Origin of the sequence: Salidesulfovibrio onnuriiensis (assembly GCF_008001235.1) — a bacterium.
GTDB classification, from domain to species: domain Bacteria; phylum Desulfobacterota; class Desulfovibrionia; order Desulfovibrionales; family Desulfovibrionaceae; genus Pseudodesulfovibrio; species Pseudodesulfovibrio onnuriiensis.
The window spans coordinates 89,274-108,785 of the sequence record NZ_CP040751.1 but is presented as its reverse complement, the minus strand read 5'-3'; the positions used below and the strand labels follow the sequence as shown (position 1 = coordinate 108,785).

Annotated in this window: 18 protein-coding genes; 16 read left to right on the top strand and 2 right to left on the bottom strand. The window is 58.5% G+C overall.

Annotated elements, in window-relative coordinates; genetic code table 11:
- Window positions 1-2: 2 nt before the first annotated feature.
- Both FGL65_RS00480 and nagE read right to left on the bottom strand, forming a co-directional pair.
- The gene (locus tag FGL65_RS00480) at window positions 3-251 is read right to left on the bottom strand and encodes an HPr family phosphocarrier protein (RefSeq protein ID WP_147818810.1); all 249 of its coding nucleotides are present in this window, start codon (window positions 249-251) and stop codon (window positions 3-5) included.
- A gap of 84 nt (window positions 252-335) precedes the next feature.
- On the bottom strand, window positions 336-2,081 hold the full coding sequence (gene nagE / locus FGL65_RS00475; protein WP_222705782.1) for an N-acetylglucosamine-specific PTS transporter subunit IIBC: 1,746 nt from the start codon (window positions 2,079-2,081) through the stop codon (window positions 336-338).
- A 354-nt stretch (window positions 2,082-2,435) separates the two neighbouring features.
- Between nagE and nagB the strand changes: the two genes are divergently transcribed.
- The 16 genes from nagB to FGL65_RS00395 all read left to right on the top strand — a co-directional run bounded on the left by nagB (window position 2,436) and on the right by FGL65_RS00395 (window position 19,507).
- Window positions 2,436-3,233 (top strand): glucosamine-6-phosphate deaminase, encoded by a 798-nt coding sequence (nagB, locus tag FGL65_RS00470; protein WP_147818808.1) that lies wholly within the window; start codon window positions 2,436-2,438, stop codon window positions 3,231-3,233.
- 5 nt (window positions 3,234-3,238) lie between these two features.
- Complete coding sequence (gene nagA, locus FGL65_RS00465; RefSeq protein ID WP_222705781.1) at window positions 3,239-4,366, top strand: N-acetylglucosamine-6-phosphate deacetylase; 1,128 nt, start codon at window positions 3,239-3,241, stop codon at window positions 4,364-4,366.
- 155 nt (window positions 4,367-4,521) lie between these two features.
- Entirely contained in the window at window positions 4,522-5,319 is a 798-nt protein-coding gene (locus tag FGL65_RS00460; protein WP_147818806.1) for an N-acyl homoserine lactonase family protein, read from the top strand.
- A gap of 389 nt (window positions 5,320-5,708) precedes the next feature.
- Window positions 5,709-6,233, top strand: a complete 525-nt coding sequence (locus FGL65_RS00455) for a winged helix-turn-helix domain-containing protein (RefSeq protein ID WP_147818804.1) — start codon at window positions 5,709-5,711, stop codon at window positions 6,231-6,233.
- 85 nt (window positions 6,234-6,318) lie between these two features.
- Window positions 6,319-7,236: a radical SAM/SPASM domain-containing protein gene (locus tag FGL65_RS00450; protein ID WP_147818802.1), complete on the top strand. Its 918-nt coding sequence runs from the start codon at window positions 6,319-6,321 to the stop codon at window positions 7,234-7,236.
- Window positions 7,237-7,266: 30 nt separating this feature from the next.
- Window positions 7,267-8,175, top strand: coding sequence for a class I SAM-dependent methyltransferase (locus FGL65_RS00445; protein WP_147818800.1), 909 nt, complete (start codon window positions 7,267-7,269; stop codon window positions 8,173-8,175).
- A 19-nt stretch (window positions 8,176-8,194) separates the two neighbouring features.
- Window positions 8,195-9,295, top strand: coding sequence for a DegT/DnrJ/EryC1/StrS family aminotransferase (locus FGL65_RS00440; protein ID WP_147818798.1), 1,101 nt, complete (start codon window positions 8,195-8,197; stop codon window positions 9,293-9,295).
- Window positions 9,296-11,185: an asparagine synthase (glutamine-hydrolyzing) gene (gene asnB / locus FGL65_RS00435; protein WP_147818796.1), complete on the top strand. Its 1,890-nt coding sequence runs from the start codon at window positions 9,296-9,298 to the stop codon at window positions 11,183-11,185. It begins immediately after the preceding gene.
- Complete coding sequence (locus FGL65_RS00430; protein WP_147818794.1) at window positions 11,170-12,045, top strand: NAD-dependent epimerase/dehydratase family protein; 876 nt, start codon at window positions 11,170-11,172, stop codon at window positions 12,043-12,045. The genes asnB and FGL65_RS00430 overlap by 16 nt, the downstream gene beginning before the upstream one ends.
- A 9-nt stretch (window positions 12,046-12,054) precedes the next feature.
- Window positions 12,055-12,753, top strand: a complete 699-nt coding sequence (locus tag FGL65_RS00425; RefSeq protein WP_147818792.1) for a metallophosphoesterase family protein — start codon at window positions 12,055-12,057, stop codon at window positions 12,751-12,753.
- Window positions 12,750-13,823, top strand: coding sequence for an ATP-grasp domain-containing protein (locus tag FGL65_RS00420; RefSeq protein WP_147818790.1), 1,074 nt, complete (start codon window positions 12,750-12,752; stop codon window positions 13,821-13,823). Before FGL65_RS00425 ends, FGL65_RS00420 begins: the two co-directional genes overlap by 4 nt.
- A gap of 36 nt (window positions 13,824-13,859) precedes the next feature.
- The gene (locus tag FGL65_RS00415; protein ID WP_147818788.1) at window positions 13,860-14,975 is read left to right on the top strand and encodes a radical SAM/SPASM domain-containing protein; all 1,116 of its coding nucleotides are present in this window, start codon (window positions 13,860-13,862) and stop codon (window positions 14,973-14,975) included.
- Window positions 14,972-16,300, top strand: a complete 1,329-nt coding sequence (locus FGL65_RS00410) for a B12-binding domain-containing radical SAM protein (protein WP_147818786.1) — start codon at window positions 14,972-14,974, stop codon at window positions 16,298-16,300. Before FGL65_RS00415 ends, FGL65_RS00410 begins: the two co-directional genes overlap by 4 nt.
- 117 nt (window positions 16,301-16,417) lie before the next feature.
- Window positions 16,418-17,602 (top strand): glycosyltransferase, encoded by a 1,185-nt coding sequence (locus FGL65_RS00405; RefSeq protein WP_147818784.1) that lies wholly within the window; start codon window positions 16,418-16,420, stop codon window positions 17,600-17,602.
- A 72-nt stretch (window positions 17,603-17,674) separates the two neighbouring features.
- Complete coding sequence (locus tag FGL65_RS00400; RefSeq protein ID WP_147818782.1) at window positions 17,675-18,706, top strand: methyltransferase domain-containing protein; 1,032 nt, start codon at window positions 17,675-17,677, stop codon at window positions 18,704-18,706.
- 15 nt (window positions 18,707-18,721) lie between these two features.
- The gene (locus tag FGL65_RS00395) at window positions 18,722-19,507 is read left to right on the top strand and encodes a class I SAM-dependent methyltransferase (protein WP_187170469.1); all 786 of its coding nucleotides are present in this window, start codon (window positions 18,722-18,724) and stop codon (window positions 19,505-19,507) included.
- The last annotated feature ends 5 nt before the right edge of the window (window positions 19,508-19,512 follow it).

Below are 19,512 nucleotides of genomic sequence, written 5' to 3'. Positions count from 1 at the left end.
GTCTAGTCCAGGTTGGCCACGAAATCGCACAGGGCGTCCACAGCGGACTGGTCGCTGGATTCGATATGCAGTTCGGAGCCCTTGGACATGCCCAGCAGCTGGAGCTTGAACAGGCTCTTGGCGCTGGCGTCCTTGTCGCCCACGCGGATGGTTATGTCGCTGTCAAAGCTCTTTGCAAGCTTGACGAATTCTGCGGCCGGACGGGTGTGCAGGCCGTTTTCGGTCTGGATGGTAACGGTATTGGATGCCATTGAAAATCACCTTGAATCCCGGGGGCCGGACAAGCCGGCCCCCTCTATGATCATTAAATCGTTGTTTCGACGTTGAATCGTTGTCTACTTTTCCACGGCCAGGATGGTGCTCATTCCAGCACGCACCTTGCCGGTCGCCTTGGTCATTTCACCGAAGTCCTCGCAGTTGGAAACCACCACCGGGGTGATCACGGACTTGGCCTTTTCCTTGAGCAGGGCCAGGTCGAATCCGATGATGGGATCGCCCTTGCTGACCTTTGCGCCGGGCTCGGCCAGGCGGGTGAACCCTTCGCCCTTCAGCTCCACGGTGTCGATGCCGAAGTGAACGAACACTTCCAGGCCGCCGTCCGTGATCATGCTGAAGGCGTGGTTGGTTTCGAATATCTTGCCGATGGTTCCGTCCGCCGGAGCCACCATCTTGTCGCCGGTGGGAACGATGGCCACGCCGTCGCCCACGGTTTTTTCCGCAAAGACCGGGTCCGGGGTATTTTCGATGGGAACGATCTCGCCGTCAACCGGTGCGAGCAGTTTCATGACGCCGTTGCCGGAAGGGGCGCCCTTGCCCAGGTCGCGGATCGATTCGGCAACCAGTTCGGCATGGGTGCCCAGCACCACCTGCACGCCCTTTTCGCCGACCTTGACCACGCCCTTGGCGCCCAGGCGCTTGAGCTGGACCTCGTCCACCTTTGCGGGGTTGTGAACGGTCAGGCGCAGGCGGGTGATGCAGGAGTCCACTGATTCCAGGTTGGCGAGTCCGCCCAGGGCCGCGGCGCATTCCTTGGCCAGCACGGCGATTTCCTTGTCGCCGGTGGAGGCCACGGCCGCGTCGGCGTCCTCGTCCTCACGGCCCGGGGTCTGCAGGTTGAAGGCCTTGATGGCGAATACAAAGACAAAGTAGTAGAGCGCGAAATAGGCCGCGCCGATGACCAGGAGCATCATCACGTTGGTGCCCAGGCCGTAGTTGAGCACGTAGTCGATGGCGCCGGCCGAGAAGCCGAAGCCCATCTTGACGCCCATGGCCGTGCACACGGCCAGGGAGATGCCGGTGAGAATTGCGTGCAGACCGTACAGGGCCGGAGCCAGGAACATGAACAGGTATTCCACGGGCTCGGTCACGCCGGTGAGGAACGCGGTGAAGGCCACGGAGAAGAGCACGCCGCCGACCATGGCGCGCTTGTCCTTGCGCGCGGTGGTAAACATGGCCAGACAGGCAGCCGGAAGGCCGAACATCATCACCGGGAAGAAACCGGCCATGAAGTTGCCCGCAGTCGGGTCGCCCGCAAAGAAGCGGTGCAGGTCGCCGCGCACGATCTCGCCTGCGGCGTTGGTGAATTCACCGAACTGGAACCAGACCATGTTGTTGAGGATGTGGTGCAGGCCCGTGGGGATGAGCAGGCGGTTCATGGTGCCGTAGACAAAGGTGCCCAGCTCGCCGGAACCGATGATCCAGTTGGCGACGGCGTTGATGCCGGCCTGGACCGGGGGCCAGATGAAGCTGAAGGCGAATGCCAGCACCAGGGCGCAGCCGGACGTGACGATGGGCACGAAACGCTTGCCGCCGAAGAAGGCCAGCCAGTCAACCAGCTTCACGCGGTTGAACTTGTTGTACATGATGCCCGCGGTGATGCCCATGATGATACCGGACAGCACGCCCATGTCGATCTTGTCGTTCAGGCTGCCGATGGCCGCGGTGAAGACCAGATAGCCCACGCCGCCGGCCAGGGCCGCTGCCCCGGCGTTGTCCTTGGACAGGCCCACGGCCACGCCGATGCCGAAGATGAGCGGCAGGTTGCTGAAAATGGCGTTACCGGCCTGGAACACGAAAGGCATGTCCAGCAGGTCCCCAGCCCCAGGCGCAGCATGAGCGCCGCAACGGGAAGCACCGCGATGGGCAGCATGAGCGCCCGGCCGAGCTTCTGAAGCTTTTCTAGAATCCTCATAAACCTCTCCTCGAAAAAGAATGTTTTGTGATCATTCCCGGCTCGGCTGTCACCTCTGTGCCGCCCCGGCAATAGGGAAAAAAGCCCTCACTTAAGGAACGGTTTATGTCGACATGGAGTCGCTCTCAACTTTTTTTGGTTTTTTTTCTCACTGAAATATCTTCACCCCTGTTGCCAGCGGTTCGCCGACGGGGCTAGAGACAGCCCAGAATGGGTTTACAGCACATGAACAGGAGGCGGTTCCATGAGACTGATTCCCTTGAACGATAATGTTGGCTGGTGGGCGGCCCGCTATGTGGCCCGCAGAATCCGGCTGTTCGAGCCCGGCCCGGAACGGCCGTTCGTGCTCGGCCTGCCCACGGGCGGCACTCCCCTGCCCATGTACGGGGAACTGGTGCGCATGCACCGTGAGGAAGGCCTGAGCCTGAAGCATGTGGTGACCTTCAACATGGATGAATACGTGGGCCTGCCCGCGGACCATCCCGAAAGTTACCGGTCCTACATGCACATGAACTTTTTCGACCATGTGGACCTGCGTCCCGAAAACATCAACCTGCTGAACGGCAACGCCCCGGACCTGGCGGCCGAATGCCGCCGCTACGAGGAGAAAATGGCCTCGTACGGCGGGGTGAACCTGTGGGTGGGCGGCGTCGGCTCGGACGGGCATATCGCCTTCAACGAGCCCACTTCGTCGCTTTCCTCGCGCACCCGGGACAAGGACCTGACCCTGGAAACGCGGCGGGCCAATGCCCGCTTCTTCGGCGGTCAGGTGGAAAACGTGCCCGAACTGGCCCTGACCGTGGGCGTGGGCACCCTGCTGGACGCCGAGGAAATGCTTGTCCTGGCAACGGGTATGAGCAAGGCCCTGGCCGTGCGTCATGCCGTGGAAGAGGGCATCAATCACCTCTGGACGGTTTCGGCCATGCAGATGCACCGCCGGGCCGTGCTGGTCTGCGACCGGGACGCCGTACGCGAGCTGCGGGTCAAGACCTTGCGCTACTTCCAGCAAATAGAAGCGGAAAACATAAAGGATCCCAAGTAGGTATCATGCAAGCGTTTACCAATTGCACCATATATGCGGGCAATGCCGTGCTGGCAGGCAAGGCAGTGCTCGTGGAAGACGGAAAGATCTCCGGCGTCGTGGCGAACGATGCCGTTCCCGACCATGCCGCGATCGTTGATTTGCAGGGTCTCTCCCTTGCTCCCGGCTATATCGACCTGCAGATCAACGGTTGCGGCGGCAGAATGTTCAACGACGACGTCAGCGTCGAGACCCTGGACATCATGGCCAAGGCACTCCTGCCCACGGGCTGCACCTCCTTTTTGCCCACCCTGGTCACGGCCACGGACGAGGACATGCTCAAGGCCGTCGAGGTGGTGGACGCCTACCGCGACGCGCGGCCCGAATGCGTGCTGGGCGTGCATCTGGAAGGCCCGTACCTGAGCAGGAAGCGCCGGGGCATCCACAACGAATCCCTGGTGCGCCAGCCCGATTCCAAGGTGCTTTCCCTGGTGGCCGAGCACGGCCCCGAGGTGGTGCGCATGATGACCATGGCCCCGGAAAACGCGGGGACGGAATACGTGAAACAGCTGACGGATGCGGGCATCCGCGTCTCGGCCGGGCACAGCGCCACACCCTGTACCGTGGCGCGCGAGGCCTTCCGTAACGGCATGACCATGGCCACCCACCTGTTCAACGGCATGGAGCCCCTCATGGGCCGGGAGCCGGGCCTGGTGGGCGCTGTGTATCTGGAGCGCCCCTGGACCGGCATCATTGCCGACGGCGTGCATGTGGCCTGGGACAACATCGAGCTGGCCAAGCGCATCCTCGGCGAGAAGCTGTTCCTGATCACCGATGCCGTGGCTCCGGTGGGGACGAATCAGACCGAATTCCAACTGGGCGGCCACGCCGTCTTTGTCAAGGACGGCAAGTGCCTTTCCGCGGACGGCACCCTGGGCGGTTCCGTGCTGACCATGGACGTGGCCGTGAAGAACTGCGTCAACCACGTGGGCATCGAGCTTGAGGAAGCCCTGCGCATGGCCTCCCTGTATCCGGCCATGGCCGTGGGCCTGGACCACGAACTGGGCAGGATCGAGCCCGGGTATTTCGCGGACATGGTGGCGCTGGACGACGACCTGAACGTGGTATCCGTGTTCAAGCGCGGGCAGCGATAATTTCGAACTCCCTCACCTGGACGGTCTCCCTCGTAGCCATGGCCGTCCTGATTGCGGGCCGGAGTGGGGACTCCGGCCCGTTTTTTCGTCTCCGTCTTGACTTCTGCCGTGCATGGGTCATACTTGCGGCAAACCCCTTTAGCCAGGAGGAGAGAATGTCGCATTACACCATCCATCCCATTGTTTTGGGCACCAAGGTTTTCGACAAGGGCATGATGACCTATCAGCACGGCTACGGCACCCCGTTCACCATTCCCATCTATGCCTGGCTCATCAAGGGGGCTTCGAAGAACATTCTCGTGGACACGGGGGAGGCCCACCCCGTGGTCTCGGAAGACCGGGAAAGGGCCATCGGCGGCAAGATCTACACTTTCGAGGAAGGGCTGGCCAAGCACGGGCTCAAACCCGAGGACATCGATATTGTCCTGCACACCCACCTGCACAGCGACCATTGCGAAAACGACTACAAATGTACGAACGCCAAGTTTTATGTGCATGAAAAGGAACTGCACAACATCCACAACCCGCATCCGCTGGATTTCCGGTACCTGGAGGATCACATCGAGGAAATCGAGGCCAACGGCCAGATCGTGGTGCTCAAGACCGACATCGAGATCCTGCCCGGCATCCGCATGGTGCGCACCCCGGCCCACACGCGCGGAGGCATGTCCGTGATCGTGGATACGGCCGTGGGCTCGTTCATGATCTGCGGTTTCTGCACCATCCTGGAAAACCTCTATCCCCCGGCCGAGGTCAAGGCCATGGAAATGGAGGTCATTCCGCCCGGGACCAACACCAACGCCAAGAAGGCCTACAATATCCTGGTGCGGGCCAAGACCATGGCCGACTACCTGTTGCCCCTGCATGAACCCAAGTACGCAGCCGTGGAGCAGATTCCGGCCAACATCGAGGAGGCGGCCATCAAGCGGGAAGCCGTGGCGGTCCCGAGCTAGCCTCGGATGAATGCGGGCGGAAAACGCCCCTGCGGAATGAAATCCCCGTTCGCCCTTGGGCCTGCGGGGATTTTTCTGTCGCAACGGGGGGCGGTGCCCGCCAGTCCCAAACAAAAAAGGGACTTCACTGTGAAGTCCCATTTGAGTGGCATTGCCATGGAAGGGGAGCGAGTCATGGACAATGCCACCAGCAATCAAATCCCGGAGATATCCGAGGTGCTGATGAATGTATCATACCGTGGACAAGTGGAATGACAATGGGGAACGCCCCCTAATTTTAATAGGAAAAACCGGGGGAATTTCCCGAATCGGGAAGATACGGATCGCGCGCCTCCTATAGAACTGAATTGTGCTTGTTTTTTGTTCAGTTTTTTTGTACGAAAATGCACATGTTGACCGAACTGTTTACGTCAAAGACGCGCATCAAGCTTTTGCTCAAGTTGTTCCTGAACCCGGAGGTTTCCTGCTATCTCCGGGAGTTGTCTTCGGAATTCCAGGTCTCTCCCAACGCCATCAAGGGCGAGCTCGACAGCCTGAGCGAGGCCGGGTACCTGGAGCGGGAGCAGAACGGACGGAGCGTGTATTTTCGCGCCAACAGGAAGCATCCCTTCTTTCCGGAGATCAGCTCCATCGTGAGAAAGTCCCTTGGCATCGACAGGCTGATCGATGATGTCATGGCCAGTCTCGGCAAGGTGGATTCGGTCTATATCCTTGATGATTACGCCCAGGGGAAGGACTCGGGCATCATTGACGTGCTGGTGGTGGGCGATGTGGACCGGCAGCAGCTCGACAATCTGCGCAAGATCACTGAAGGCAAGATCGACAGGGTGGTGCGGGTTGTGGATGTGACTGCGGAGGCTTTCGAGGGGAAAAGAGAGCTTTTCCTGAATCGCCCGCATTGGAAGGTCGTATAATGAAGATTCATAAACAAACCATCACGGTGTTTCGCTCCTGCTTCTGGGGCAAGAGCCTCGTCTGCAATCCGAATGGAGGTCGGTGATGGAATATAAGCTCCCGGGCGATCCCGGGCGGTTCCCCACACGGGTGACGCTCGAACTGACCAATCGCTGCAATCTCAACTGTACCTTTTGTCCGCGTTGCTACATGGAAAAGGAACGCGGTTTTCTGGATACGGCCCTGGCCAAGGAACTGCTGAACGAGATGGCGGGCCATGCTCCTGTGGCCTTTGTTCCGTTCTTCCGGGGGGAAAGCCTGCTGCACCCGCAGTGGTTTGAAATTTTGAGTCTCGCCCAGGAAAAGGCGGTGGGAGAGATTCAGTTCACCACCAATGCCTCGCTGCTCTCAAGTGAGAACATTGAGAGGATTCTTGATCTCGATCTGGCCTTCATTTCCTTTTCCCTCGATACACGGGATCCGGAGCTGTACAACGCCAGCAGGCGTGGCGCCGATTTTGAAAAGACCATGCAGAATGTCCTTGATTTCGTGAGGCGCCGCGACGAGCGGGGCGTCGGGACTCAGGTGCAGGTAAGCGCCGTTGAAACGCCGGAGCACAAGCCCGGCATGGATGCATTTGTGGACTATTGGCGTCCCATCGTGGACCGGGTGCGCGTCTATGTGGAACATTCAACGGACGGCAAGCCTGGCAGCATCGACGAGCCCTTGCCCGATTTCGAGAAGCGGCTTCCCTGTTTTAAGCCGTTCTCCGATATGGTGGTTTACTGGAACGGGCAGGTAGCCTGTTGCAATCATGACTGGACGCGTCTGGTGGACGGTTCGCCGCTGGGGGATGTTTCCAAGGACGGCATAGCAGGCGTCTGGCAGGGCGAGCCCTATGTCGAGTTGCGCAAGAAGCACCTGCAGGCCTCTTTGGACGGAGTGAACCCTTGCGACGGGTGCGACCACTGGAAGATGTACTATATGAAAAGCGGCTACCTCGGCCGTACTTATGCGAGATAGATTTTTTATCGATATTTGGAGGAACTGAAAATGATTGCTCAAAATGCCAAGACATCCAAGGAACAGTCCCAGACTGCCGATACATTCGGCTTTAAGTGGAGCAAACGAGATACCTACGAAAGCGAAGCTTTCAAGGCTAGAACAGAACAGTGGCTGTTGGAGCGTTACTGTGGAGGGGATCGCCCCAAACTGGCAGCTATGTTGGGCGAGGGGCGTAAGGTTATTCTTGATGCCGGGTGCGGTGCCAGTTACTCCGCTCTTTTGCTTTTCGGTGACTTGCTCGCACAACATGAGTATATCGGGGTGGATATTAGTTCCTCCGTGGAAGTCGCCGCCAAGCGTTTCAAAGAGCATGGGTTTGAGGGGCGTTTCATGCAGAACGATCTCATGCATATCGACATTCCCGATGAGTCTGTAGATATGATTTTTTCCGAAGGAGTACTTCACCATACCGATTCGGTGGAGGAGGCTGTTGGCAGTCTGTCTCATAAGCTTAAGATCGGTGGACACTTTCTCTTTTATGTATACGTCAAGAAGAGTCCGGTCCGTGAGTACACTGATGACTACATACGTGAACAGCTTACCCCCATGGACAACGAGCAGGCTTGGGAAGCCCTAGAGTCTCTGACAAAACTCGGCAAGACTTTAGGTGACCTGAACACTACCATCGATATACCCGAAGACGTGTCTTTGTTGGGTATTCCGAAAGGTAAGATTGATATCCAACGCCTTTTTTATTGGCACATTTGCAAGATGTTCTATGACAAAAATATGGACATCGGCGAGATGAATCACATTAATTTCGATTGGTTTCGTCCGTTGAACTGCATCCGGAGTACTCCCGAGCAGGTGCGTGCATATTGTGATCAGGCCGGGCTCGACATTGAACACATGGATATCCAGAATTCCGGCATCACTGTCGTTGCCGTCAAACGTTAATCATTGGCTGGGAAGAAACATGATCCCCCTGATTCGACCCTACATTACCGGCGATGCCAAAAGGCGCGTCAACGAGGTGCTTGACTCCGGGTTCCTTACCGAAGGCCCGGTAACCAGGGAACTGGAAACCGTGGTTGCCCGGTACCTCGGAGTCGCTCATTGCCTGGCCGTGACCTCCTGCACCACGGGACTTGAAATGGCCCTGCGCTGTCTCGGTGTTTCCGATGGGGACGAGGTCATCGTGCCGGACTACACCTACCCGGCCACCGCTTCGGCCGTGGCCCTTGTGGGTGCAACCCCTGTCATCGTGGATGTGGATCCGCAGACCATGGTCATCGATTACGATGCCCTGGAGGCGGCGGTGACGCCTGCGACCAAGGCCGTAATCCCCGTTTCCCTGTTCGGCAATCCCGTGGATTATGATCGCCTGAGCACCATTAAAAAGAAGCATGGCCTGTTTGTAATCGAGGATGCCGCCTGTGCCCTCGGGGCCGAATTCAAGGGCAGAATGGTGGGGGCCTGCGCGGACATCTCCGTGTTCAGCTGTCATCCCCGCAAGTTCGTCACCACCGGTGAGGGCGGGCTGGTCACCACCGGCAATGCCGAGTGGGCGGAGTGGATGCTTTCCTTCAAGCATTTCGGCATGGGCGTGCATGAGTCGCGACAGTGCACCAGTTTTGACCGCATCGGTACAAATCTCAAACTTTCCAACATACTGGCTGCTGTAGGCCTGTCCCAGATGGACATGGTGGAAGAACTCCTGGACCGTCGGCGTCAACTGGCCGCACTGTACCAGGAGGCCTTGAAGTCGCTGCCGGGAATTTCCCTGCCGACGGTCACTGAGGGCGGCCTTCATTCCTACCAATCGTTTTGCGTGTTTGTGGACGAACGGGACAGGGTCATGGCCTCCATGCGGGAGAAGGGGGTCGAGGTCCAGATCGGTACCTATTCCCTGCACATGCACAAGGCCTTCAATGCCAACGACAAGGTTCGGCTCCACGGCGCCATGCAAGGCAGCCGCAGGGCCTTTGAACAGTGCCTCACCCTTCCTCTTTTTCACGAAATGACTCGGGAGGAGCTGGACACCGTTGTACGATTGCTCGCGGAAGAGGTTGGTTAAATGTGTGGTATCGCCGGCATAATGCACCTTGATGGGGAGCCTGTCGCTCTGGTGAACCTGCGACGGATGACCGACGCCATCTTCCATCGCGGTCCGGACGCGGAGGGCCATGTGGTTCACGGAGGCGTCGGCCTCGGTCATCGGCGCCTGGCCATCATAGATCTTTCCCCGGCCGGCAGCCAGCCCATGCAGTCCACCTGCGGAAGGTATATCATCAGCTACAATGGGGAGGTCTACAATTTCCCCGAGCTCAAGTTGGAGCTGGAGGCCCTCGGCTGGAAGTTCCGATCCACTTCGGACACCGAGGTTGTCCTGAACGCATTTGCCCAATGGGGCGAATCCTGCGTGAACCGATTCAACGGCATGTTCGCCTTTGCGGTCTGGGACAAGCAGTACAGGCGGCTTTTCCTGGCCCGGGACCGTTACGGCATCAAGCCCCTGTATTACGCCACCTTTGGCAAGTATTTCCTGTTTGGTTCGGAGCAGAAGGCCATTCTGGCGCATCCCCACGCCAAGAGCGGTATCGATCTGGAAGCGCTGGTGGAATATTTCACCTTCCAGAATATTTTTACGGACAGGACGTTGGAAAAACAGATCCGGCTTGTTCCGGCAGCGCATTACGGCTGGCTGTCCCTGGAGCAGCCCGAGTTGCGCCTGACCCGCTATTGGGACTACGATTTTGACGAACCGGCGGAGCCCAGGAGCGAAGAGGAGTACGTGGAGGAATTGGACCACCTCTTCAGGCAGGCCGTCAACCGCCAGCTGGTCAGCGACGTGGAGGTCTGCGCCTATCTTTCGGGCGGCATCGACTCCGGGGCGATCACGGCCCTGGCCGCCCAGCAGATGCCTTATATCAAGACTTTTACCTGCGGATTCGACCTGTCGTCGGCCTCGGGCCTTGAGCTGGCCTTCGACGAGCGGGACAAGGCCGAGGCCCTGAGCGCGTTGTTCAAGACCGAGCACTACGAGATGGTCCTCAAAAGCGGGGACATGGAACGCTGCCTACCCCGGCTTGCATACCACCTGGAAGAACCCCGGGTGGGACAGAGCTATCCCAATTTCTATGTGGCGCAGCTGGCCAGCAAGTTCGGCAAGGTCGTTCTTGCTGGTACGGGCGGCGACGAACTGTTCGGCGGATATCCCTGGCGCTACTACCAGGCTGCGGTCAACGACGATTTCGAGCATTATGTGGACAAGTACTACGGCTACTGGCAACGCCTGCTGTCCAGGGAGGAAATCGCAAAAGCGTTCGCTCCGGTCTGGGATGAGGTCAAGCTCGTCAATACCCGCGACATCTTCCGGGACGTATTCACCCGACGGGACATTTCCCTGACGAGCCCTTCCGACTACGTCAATCATTCCCTGTACTTCGAGGCCAGAACCTTCCTGCATGGCTTGCTGCTGGTGGAAGACAGGCTTTCCATGGCGCATTCGCTCGAGACCCGGGTCCCCTTTCTGGACAATGATCTTGTGGATTTCGCCATGAAAATACCGGCCAAACTGAAGTTGGGCAATCTCGGGGAAATGGCGCGAATCGACGAAAACGAACCCGGCAAGCGGCAGAAATACTTTAATCAGCCTTCCGATGGAAAGAGCATTCTTCGCAAGGCGCTCAGCAGGCATGTTCCCAGGGAAGTGGTGGAACGCAAAAAGCAGGGCTTTTCCGCCCCCGACGCGAGCTGGTTCAAGGGCGAGAGCATCGAGTATGTCAAAGGCCTGCTGCTGGATGAGAAGGCTGAAATTTACAAGGTGCTGGACTATGACGTGGTGAAAGTGCTGCTCGGCGAGCATTTCGAGGGCCATAAAAACAGACGTCTTCTCATTTGGAGCCTGTTGTCGCTTTCGCACTTCATCGGCGTGTTACGGGGGGGAGCATGCGGGTCCTGGTAACGGGCGCAGCTGGCCTGGTTGGTTCCGCGGTTTCGCGACTGCTTGCCGACAGCGGGTACGGGGTTGTCGGGACATATCGGCGACACCCTTCCGGCCCGGTCCCCGGAGAGGCCGCCATACTGGATATTCTTTCCGGTGGGCACCAGGGGCTTGTGTCCTTGGGTACTTTTGATGCGGTGGTGCATTGCGCCGCGGCGCTGCCTTCCTCGCTCGTGGGCCCCGAAGCCGAAAGGGTGGCAGGGTACAACATGGAAATCGACCGGCTGATCGCAGCGTTTGCCGGAGCCACGGGCGCGGATGTTGTTTTTGCCTCTTCCTCCAGTGTCTACCGTGAGCAGGGGGGCGGAGAGTCCACTGCCCTGGATGACGGGAATCCATACTCCCTTTCCAAGATAGCAGGGGAAAAAGTGATGGAGGAGGCTGCGGAGAGGGCCGTGTCCCTGCGTATTTGCGCTCCTTATGGAGTCGGGCAGAGGAGCAGGACCGTTTTACGAATTTTCATTGAAAAGGCCTTGGCCGGACACCCTCTTCAGTATCACGGCAGCGGCCGGCGGAGCCAGGCGTTCGTCCATGCTTCGGATGTGGCAGCAGCTGTTGAGGCCGCCTTGCGCCTACCCGTATCCGGGCCGTTCAATATCGCCGGGAGCAGATGCGTTCCCATGAAAGAACTTGCGCACCTGGTCGTGGATTCCATTCCGGGGTGCGCCAGCGTGGTTGAGCCGTCGGGGAAAGAGGACCCCCAGGAGAATTACAGGGGGTGTTTTGATATTTCCAGGGCCGCCCGGCTTCTGGGCTGGGCCCCGGAAGTGACTCTTGAGTCGGGAATAGTCGAGATGGCGGAAGCCATTCGTCAGGGATAGGGGGAGCCCGTGAGACTAGGCATTTTTTCCGATGTTCATGGCAATCTGCCCGCCTTGGAGAGCTGTCTGGAGAAGTTGCGTTCACTCAATGTGGACCGGCTCGTCTGCCTTGGGGATGTTTTCGGATATTTCCCCCAGGGGACGGAGTGCCTCGGCCTCCTGACCGAAGCCCGGGCCGTATTGCTCCTCGGGAATCATGAAGCCATGCTTATGGGACGGTTGCCTTTGGAGCCGGAGAGGGATGCTGTTTACGGCCTTGAGGCCCAGAGGCCGCAGTTGTCGGAAAGGCAAAAAGAAATGCTGATGTCATTGAGCCCCGTGCATTCCGAGGTCCTGGACGGAAGACGGCTGCTTTTTGTCCATGGGACGGCGGAAGATCCCTTGCAGGGACGCCTGTACCCCGACCAGCAGGCCCCCGATTGGGAAAGCTCGGGATACGATGCGGTTTTTATGGGGCATACCCACCGTCTGCATGCGTGGCGTTCCGGGAGGACCGTGGCGGTCAATGTCGGTTCCTGCGGGCTGCCGCGCGATAAGGGCGCTCTGGGGACATTTGGTGTCTACGATACTGTTTCCGGGGATTATGAACTGTATCGTTTTGAACTCGATGTTGCTGAGATGTTGAATAGATATGTGAATGTACACGATTCCGTCCGTGAGAATTTCAAAAGGGACGATCGCGTGTCGATCCCATGGAGCATGGTATGAGCGAGAAATTGACGGTGATGGTCACTGGTATCGGTGGTGGTGGACACGGCGAGCAGATTCTCAAGGCATTGCAACTCGCTGAAACTCCCTATGAAATCGTGGGCGGGGATATGAGCCCCTGCAGCAAGGGACTTGCCGAGGTCGATCACCCGTATATCCTGCCTCCGGCAACCGCGCCCGATTACGTGGATGCGTTGCTGCGGGTTTGCCGCAAGCATGGCGTCAAGGCCCTGTTCCACGGCAGCGAGCCGGAGCTGAAAGCCTTTGCCGCCAACAGGGAACGCATTGAGGCTGAAGGCATCTTCCTGCCCATCAATCCCACCGAGCTCATTGAAGTCTGCATGGATAAGTTCAAGACTTTTCATTGGCTCACGGAGCACGGCTTCCACATGCCCCAGACCGTGCAGATAGAGAACCATGAGCAACTGCGTGCGGTGGATTTCTTCCCCGCCGTGCTGAAGCCTTCCGTGGGCGGTGGCGGCTCCGCCAACATCTATCTGGCCCAGACCCGTGAGGAAGTTGATTTTTTGGGAACGTGGCTGCTGGACAACCTGGGACCGTTCATCGTCCAGGAATACGTGGGCACCGTGGAGTCGGAGTTCACCGTGGGGGTGCTGTGCGACATGGACGGCAACTTCATCAATTCCATTGCCGTGAAGCGTGCCATTCTTTCCGGGCTGAGCAACCGCATCAAGACGGCCAACAGGACCGGAAACCAAGGCCTGGGTGCCACGTTGGCCATCAGCAGCGGCGTTTCCCAGGGAGAGATCGGCCCCTACCCGGAAGTCACCGCCGACTGCGAAAGGATCGCCCTTGAAATGGGGTGCCGGGGCGCCATCAACATTCAGTGCCGCCATGTGGACGGCAAGGATTACATTTTCGAGATCAATCCCCGTTTTTCCGGAACCACCTCCCTGCGGGCCATGGTCGGGTACAACGAACCCGACATTCTGATACGGAAGCATGTCCTGGGAGAAGACGTGGAGCCCCGCTTCGCCTACAAAAGCGGAACCATCATGCGAGGGGTCGCCGAGACCCTTGTGGAAGGCAGGAATATTCCTCATGCCTGAGGATCTGGAGTGGGATTTCGCCGGGAGTAAACAGTCATGTTAAGAAATTTGAAGGAAAAAATCCGTCAGACCGGTTGGCTTTTCAGGCTGATTCTTCCCGCATACAAGTTCTTGTCCCTGTGCAAGCTGGTCGTGCTGGCGGATGCCAGTTTCGGGCAGCGGTTCAACTATCTTCTGTGCGCCTTTTCAGCATGGCGCAGGAGCGAAAAATGCCTCGGGTCCCCCGTCAACCTGGGCATCGAACCCACAAATGCCTGCAACCTCAAGTGCACCATCTGCGAGACCGGGACCAACGATCTGGGGCGCAAGAAAGGCTTCCTGTCCTTTGACGATTTCATCCGTATTCTGGACAGGTTCGACGGCAATCTCAATCAGCTGTACTTTTACTTCATGGGGGAACCGTTTCTGAACAGGGACGCCTACCGCATGATTCGGTACGCGGCCGACAAGGGGATATGGGTGACCACCTGCACCAACGGCGATGTGGTTGATCCCGAGCGGCTTGTGGACAGCGGCATTGGCGAGGTCAATTTCCAGACAGGCGGCTTCAGCCAGGAAACCCACGGAACCTATCGCAGGGGCAGCGACCTGTCCGCGGTGCGGGCGAACCTGGAAAGGACCATAGAGCTGAGGAACGCACGGGGCATGGACAGCCGGGACATGAAGATCACGCTCGGCTTCATCCTCATGCGGCACAATGAGCACGAACTCGAAGACTTCATCGCCTACTGCGAAAAGGTGGGCGTGGATGAATACAACATTATCGGCACTTGCCTGAGAACGGCTGACCAGGCGGAAACCTACCTGCCCTCCGATCCGGCCTACAGGATTTATGACGAGGACAAACTCAAGCAGGGTAAGGTCGTTCCCCGGACCCGTCCGGACAACCATTGCGGTGAGATCTATTCGTCGATCACGGTCCAGGTGAACGGCGATGTCGTGGCCTGCTGCAGGGACCCGAAAGGAAAGAGGGTTCTGGGAAATCTCTTGGATCAAACGCTTGCCGAAGTCTGGAACGGGGAAAAGTACGGAACCCTGAGAAGGGACGTGAGCACCTCCTCGAACAGCTTGCAACTCTGCCGTCTCTGCCCGGGGCAGGGACTGTATCCCCTGGCCCGGGACTGGCGCGGCCATAAAAGGAATAGCCAATGAAAACGGTTTTTATCAGAAATACTGAATACGTTTGCGACGAAAACAGCAGCGGCAGGCCCCATGAAGCGAGGCTGCCTTGCAATATTTACCTGGCCGCCGCCTATTGTGCGGGAAAAGGGCGCGATGTGGATGTGCTGTCCGTGGGCGAAAACGGCCGGGAGTTCGATGTCGATCCGTATGACGTGGTAGCGGTCTGGGTGCCCCTTCTTGAGGGATTCGATGTGCACTTGGAGTACGTACGGGCGGCCAAGGCGGCCGGGAAACGCACGATCGTCATTCTTAACGATCCCTATGAGCAGCTTGAGCATGAGCTCATGGACCGGGAAGAGGCCGTTGACGTGGTCATCAGGCTGTATGAGCGGGAACTGGTGATCGAAAAGGTGCTTGGCGAGTTTGAAAGGGATATCCATTGCCGGAAGTTCGATTTCCCGGGCGTCCTCTACAGGACTGAGTCGGGAGAAATCCTGGACACGGGCAAGCAGCCGTTCCTGCACGACCTGCATCATCTGGTGTCTTCGGCTGAGTATCTGAAAAAGGTGGACCTGTCGGCCTACAAGCAGGCCTTTGTGGAGATATCCAGAGGCTGCCCTTATCAGTGCGGCTTTTGTTTCTATAACAACACCGGGCATCGGAAACGCAGGATCGAAGACATCATCGATGAGTTGAAGGTGCTTGTTCATGGAAACTTCGAACACATCTGGCTGCACGACCTGAACATGCTCGTGGATACGAAGTTTTGCGCCAAGCTGTGCGAAGCCATCATAGAAAACGGGCTTGAGTTTACGTGGGGGACGGACGGCCGTCTGGAAATATGCAAGAACGAGGAGTTGATGACCCTTCTGAGGCGCGCCGGGTGCAAACGCATGGCCTTCGGGTTCGAGACCACCAATCCCGAGGCGCTCAAGCAGCTGAAAAAGGGCAAGAACCTGGAGGATTTCGATGAGGCCGTCAGGCTTTGCCGCCAGGCGGACATTATCGCCGACATGAATTACATGATCGGGTTCCCCTGGGATACCAGGGAAACGCTTGCCGAAATGGAGCTCCATTCCCAGCGGTTCGACATTTCCTGCGTGCAGTTTGTGCGGCCTCTTCGCGGCACCCCCCTGTACGATCAGTACAGGGAGTTGGGATTGTTCGAGGGAGAACTGGGGCTGGACGCCTACGTGGACTGTCGGGTTGCGCCCATGTTCCCCACGCTGCATGTCTCCAAGGAATACCTGATGCAGGTCAAGGACAGGTTCGGATATACGCCGTGGCAATACCGGGTGGTTTTGCTGAAGAGAAAACTCAAAAAGATGGCCGCCGTGTTGGGTGTCGGCTCATAGCGACGAGGTGTGCGTTTGCTGTCCAGAATATTGAAAGCCGTTGTTTTCGTTCCGCTCGATCTGGTGGCGGGGTCTTTGCTGCTTGTCTTCAACGCTTTTCTGTATCTGCATGTTTCTATGAGCGGCAAGGCGGAGAAGCCGTCGGCCATTCTCCGGATCTCAGCAGCGGGATCCGTGCAGGAAACGCTCCGGAAATTCGGAAGTCTCGACAACCTGCTGACGCATGACGGGAAATCCTCCGAGGGGATTTTCGACAGGAACATCATGGTCTGGTGCTTTTGCAGGAGTGGTTCCCTGAAATTGGACCTGGGCGAATGGACGATCATTGACCGGGCCATCCGGTATTTTCTGTTCAGCGGCGTCATGCTGTTGCTCAAGGATATACTGCTGGAAGCCAGGAAATGCGAAATTAGGCTGATCCGCGCCTATGACCCGTATTGGGCCGGCATTCTGGGTTTTCTGTTTGCAAGGCTCTTCCGATGCCCTTGGGTCATCTCGGTGCATGCCGATTTTCAGAAGCGGGAGGCCCTGCAGCCGGGTTCCATACCGAGGGTGTTCGGCTCCCGGCTCCCGGCCGACGCGGTGGAGCGGTTTCTTGTCCGGCGCGTCCACAGGCTTCTCCCCATCCGCGCCTCCCTGGTCCCCCATTTCGTTTCCGCGGGGTGTCCGGAAGAGAACATCAGGGTCATTCCCCACGGGATGGACATGGACGTTCTGACCGCACTTCCGGCCACCGATGTGCGGAGCGAATTCGGACTGCCCGGCGATTGCCGTCTGGTTTCGTCGATTGGCCGTCTGGAGTTGGAAAACTATAGCGAGGATATCGTTAAAATCGCTCTGGGCATTTCGGCACGGCGTCGTGATGTCCATGTGCTTATTTGCGGGGAAGGGCGGCAGCTTGAGGCCATGAAGCAAAGGGTCGCGGAAAGCGGATACGGAGACCGCATCGTCTTTACCGGGTACATAGCGCATGATCTGGCGCTTGATGTTCGCAAGCGGAGTGATGCCAATCTCGCCCTGATGGGGGGATTCAGCCTGATCGAGGCCTGCGCCTCGGGCCGTCCCGTGGTTGCGTACGATGTCGAGTGGCATTCCGAACTTGTGCGTACCGGCGAGACTGGCCTCCTGGCTAGGGAGGGCGATGTCGAGGCGGTTGTCGGCGTGCTGGAGCAGTGGCTGGAGGATGATGCCGAGGCCTCCAGGCTTGGTACGGCGGCGCGGGCGCTCGCCCTGGAAAAGCACGAGCTCAGGAAGGTGGAGCGTATCCGGGCAGCCGTCTACAGCGAACTGTTGGCGGAATAGTGAATCCCGGCTTTCGCATGTTGGTGCGCCGGGCCGTGGCGGGCGGCCGGATACGGTTCGCGGAGAACAGACATGAAGATGGAAAATTTTAATAACCACATAGGCCTTCATTGCATTGCATGCCGTCATCCCCTCGTGCCGGAAGGCGGGGGGACCGTGGTCTGTGCGGGATGCGGCAGAAGCTATGCGGTGGAGGACGGAATCGTCGTTCTGGAAGAAATCGGCGATGTGGACCTGAACATGGCGGCCACTCCACCTTCCAGCCTGCACGATGTGCGCCGGGGCGTTCTTAACGGCGCACCCATCGAAAGCGAGGTGGACCGGGTGGCGCGCACCGACAGCATCGTCTTCGCAGATCTGCACGGCGAGTGGTTGGCCCCGTTGTTGAACGACGCGGTCGTGGCCGATGTCGGCTGCGGCCAGATTCCCTACCTCGGTTCTCTCCCGGGGGACAGGATACGTACCTACTACGGTTTCGACCTGGAGAGGCGGTCCCTTGAGATCGCACGGGACAATCATGACGGCGGTTTCGATCTGCGACTGGCCCAGGTGGGGGCATACAACATTCCCTTGGAAGACGATTCCGTGGATGCCGTCATCAGCTGCGAAGTCATCGAGCATCTGGAAAGGCCCCATGACTATTTGGCCGAGATCGCCCGGGTCCTGAAGCCGGGGGGCGTGCTCTCGATCTCGACCCCGTGCGTGTCGGTGTATTTCCACCCGCTCGAGGCCATGGATTTTTTCACGAGCAGCAAAAGCCGCCAGTGTTATCTGCGGAGGCTCAACAGCCACGAACACTGGCAGGAGGTGCTCCCCCTGCACCCGGCGCTGCGGCCCAAGGCCTTCCGGGGCTGGCTGGAGCAGGCCGGCTTCGACTGCCTCAGGCATGAGACCCGGCTGTGGTATCATGGCCGCATTGCCTGGCCGTTTTTCTCCAGGCTGGAAAAAATAGGCTGTTTCTGGGCGGGAAAGGCCTATCAGGCCTATCTGAATTTCTGGAATCGGATGGTGCGGAGCGGATTGCCCGTGTTGAAATGGTGGGGCATCCGCCAGTTCGCCCTGTGCCGGTTGGTGGACGGGCATTTCATGAAACGAGGCGAGTGAAGGATGGTAATGTGCATGAAGACGTTTGAAAATGTTGTCTCCCAGTGTGGCAGGGAGTTCGAGCCCTTTGTCGGCCCTGACTACTGCAGGGTCCGGACACTGGAATTCCAGCTCCAGACCATGCTGCAGCCAGCCCTGCTGGAGCTGGACGACAAGCCGGTCCTGGAGCTTGGCTGCGGGCTCGGCTTCAAGTCACTGCTCTGGAGCCGGCACGCCAGGGAAGTGGTGGGCATCGATATGGACGCGCCCTATCATGGATTCAACACCAGCGAGCCGTCGGTCGTAGCCGGGCAAAGGGTTCTGGATTCTGTCGGCGTGAACAACGTCACCCTTCGCGCCGGGGATCTCTTTGAGCATCTCGACAGCTGCGGAGAGCGGTATTCCCTGATTTTTTCGGATTACCTGATGGAGCATATCTCCGACCTGCCCCGTCTTGCGTCCTGCATGCACAAGGCCCTTGCCCCGGGCGGAAGGACAGTGCACACCGTGCCCACCACCCAGGCGGGGTTGCTGGAGCTTGTCCGCGCCAATCTTGAGCCGAGCCTGCGGGATGTCTGGGAGATCGTGAAGAACTACGCCAAGCGGTTCGTCCGCGGGGAAAAGCGCCATGCCCGTTTCACCCCCGGGGGCTGGATCGTTCCCATCACCCATTCGGAGTACACCGCCTCCTACAACAAGCAGTTGAGGATCTACGAGCTGGAAAGCTATGTTTTCCCGCTCATGGAGGCCGGGTTCATCATTGAATCCATCGTACCCCTTCGTGAGACTTCGGTCTCGATTTTGGCAAGAAAGGCGCTATAGACAGT

What these genes read in the sequence shown, in the direction of transcription:
- FGL65_RS00480 (WP_147818810.1), bottom strand. Translation starts at nt 251, where the DNA reads ATGGCATCCAATACCGTTACCATCCAGACCGAAAACGGCCTGCACACC.
- nagE (WP_222705782.1), bottom strand. Translation starts at nt 2,081, where the DNA reads ATGCCTTTCGTGTTCCAGGCCGGTAACGCCATTTTCAGCAACCTGCCG.
- nagB (WP_147818808.1), top strand. Translation starts at nt 2,436, where the DNA reads ATGAGACTGATTCCCTTGAACGATAATGTTGGCTGGTGGGCGGCCCGC.
- nagA (WP_222705781.1), top strand. Translation starts at nt 3,239, where the DNA reads ATGCAAGCGTTTACCAATTGCACCATATATGCGGGCAATGCCGTGCTG.
- FGL65_RS00460 (WP_147818806.1), top strand. Translation starts at nt 4,522, where the DNA reads ATGTCGCATTACACCATCCATCCCATTGTTTTGGGCACCAAGGTTTTC.
- FGL65_RS00455 (WP_147818804.1), top strand. Translation starts at nt 5,709, where the DNA reads ATGTTGACCGAACTGTTTACGTCAAAGACGCGCATCAAGCTTTTGCTC.
- FGL65_RS00450 (WP_147818802.1), top strand. Translation starts at nt 6,319, where the DNA reads ATGGAATATAAGCTCCCGGGCGATCCCGGGCGGTTCCCCACACGGGTG.
- FGL65_RS00445 (WP_147818800.1), top strand. Translation starts at nt 7,267, where the DNA reads ATGATTGCTCAAAATGCCAAGACATCCAAGGAACAGTCCCAGACTGCC.
- FGL65_RS00440 (WP_147818798.1), top strand. Translation starts at nt 8,195, where the DNA reads ATGATCCCCCTGATTCGACCCTACATTACCGGCGATGCCAAAAGGCGC.
- asnB (WP_147818796.1), top strand. Translation starts at nt 9,296, where the DNA reads ATGTGTGGTATCGCCGGCATAATGCACCTTGATGGGGAGCCTGTCGCT.
- FGL65_RS00430 (WP_147818794.1), top strand. Translation starts at nt 11,170, where the DNA reads ATGCGGGTCCTGGTAACGGGCGCAGCTGGCCTGGTTGGTTCCGCGGTT.
- FGL65_RS00420 (WP_147818790.1), top strand. Translation starts at nt 12,750, where the DNA reads ATGAGCGAGAAATTGACGGTGATGGTCACTGGTATCGGTGGTGGTGGA.
- FGL65_RS00415 (WP_147818788.1), top strand. Translation starts at nt 13,860, where the DNA reads ATGTTAAGAAATTTGAAGGAAAAAATCCGTCAGACCGGTTGGCTTTTC.
- FGL65_RS00410 (WP_147818786.1), top strand. Translation starts at nt 14,972, where the DNA reads ATGAAAACGGTTTTTATCAGAAATACTGAATACGTTTGCGACGAAAAC.
- FGL65_RS00405 (WP_147818784.1), top strand. Translation starts at nt 16,418, where the DNA reads ATGAGCGGCAAGGCGGAGAAGCCGTCGGCCATTCTCCGGATCTCAGCA.
- FGL65_RS00400 (WP_147818782.1), top strand. Translation starts at nt 17,675, where the DNA reads ATGAAGATGGAAAATTTTAATAACCACATAGGCCTTCATTGCATTGCA.
- FGL65_RS00395 (WP_187170469.1), top strand. Translation starts at nt 18,722, where the DNA reads ATGAAGACGTTTGAAAATGTTGTCTCCCAGTGTGGCAGGGAGTTCGAG.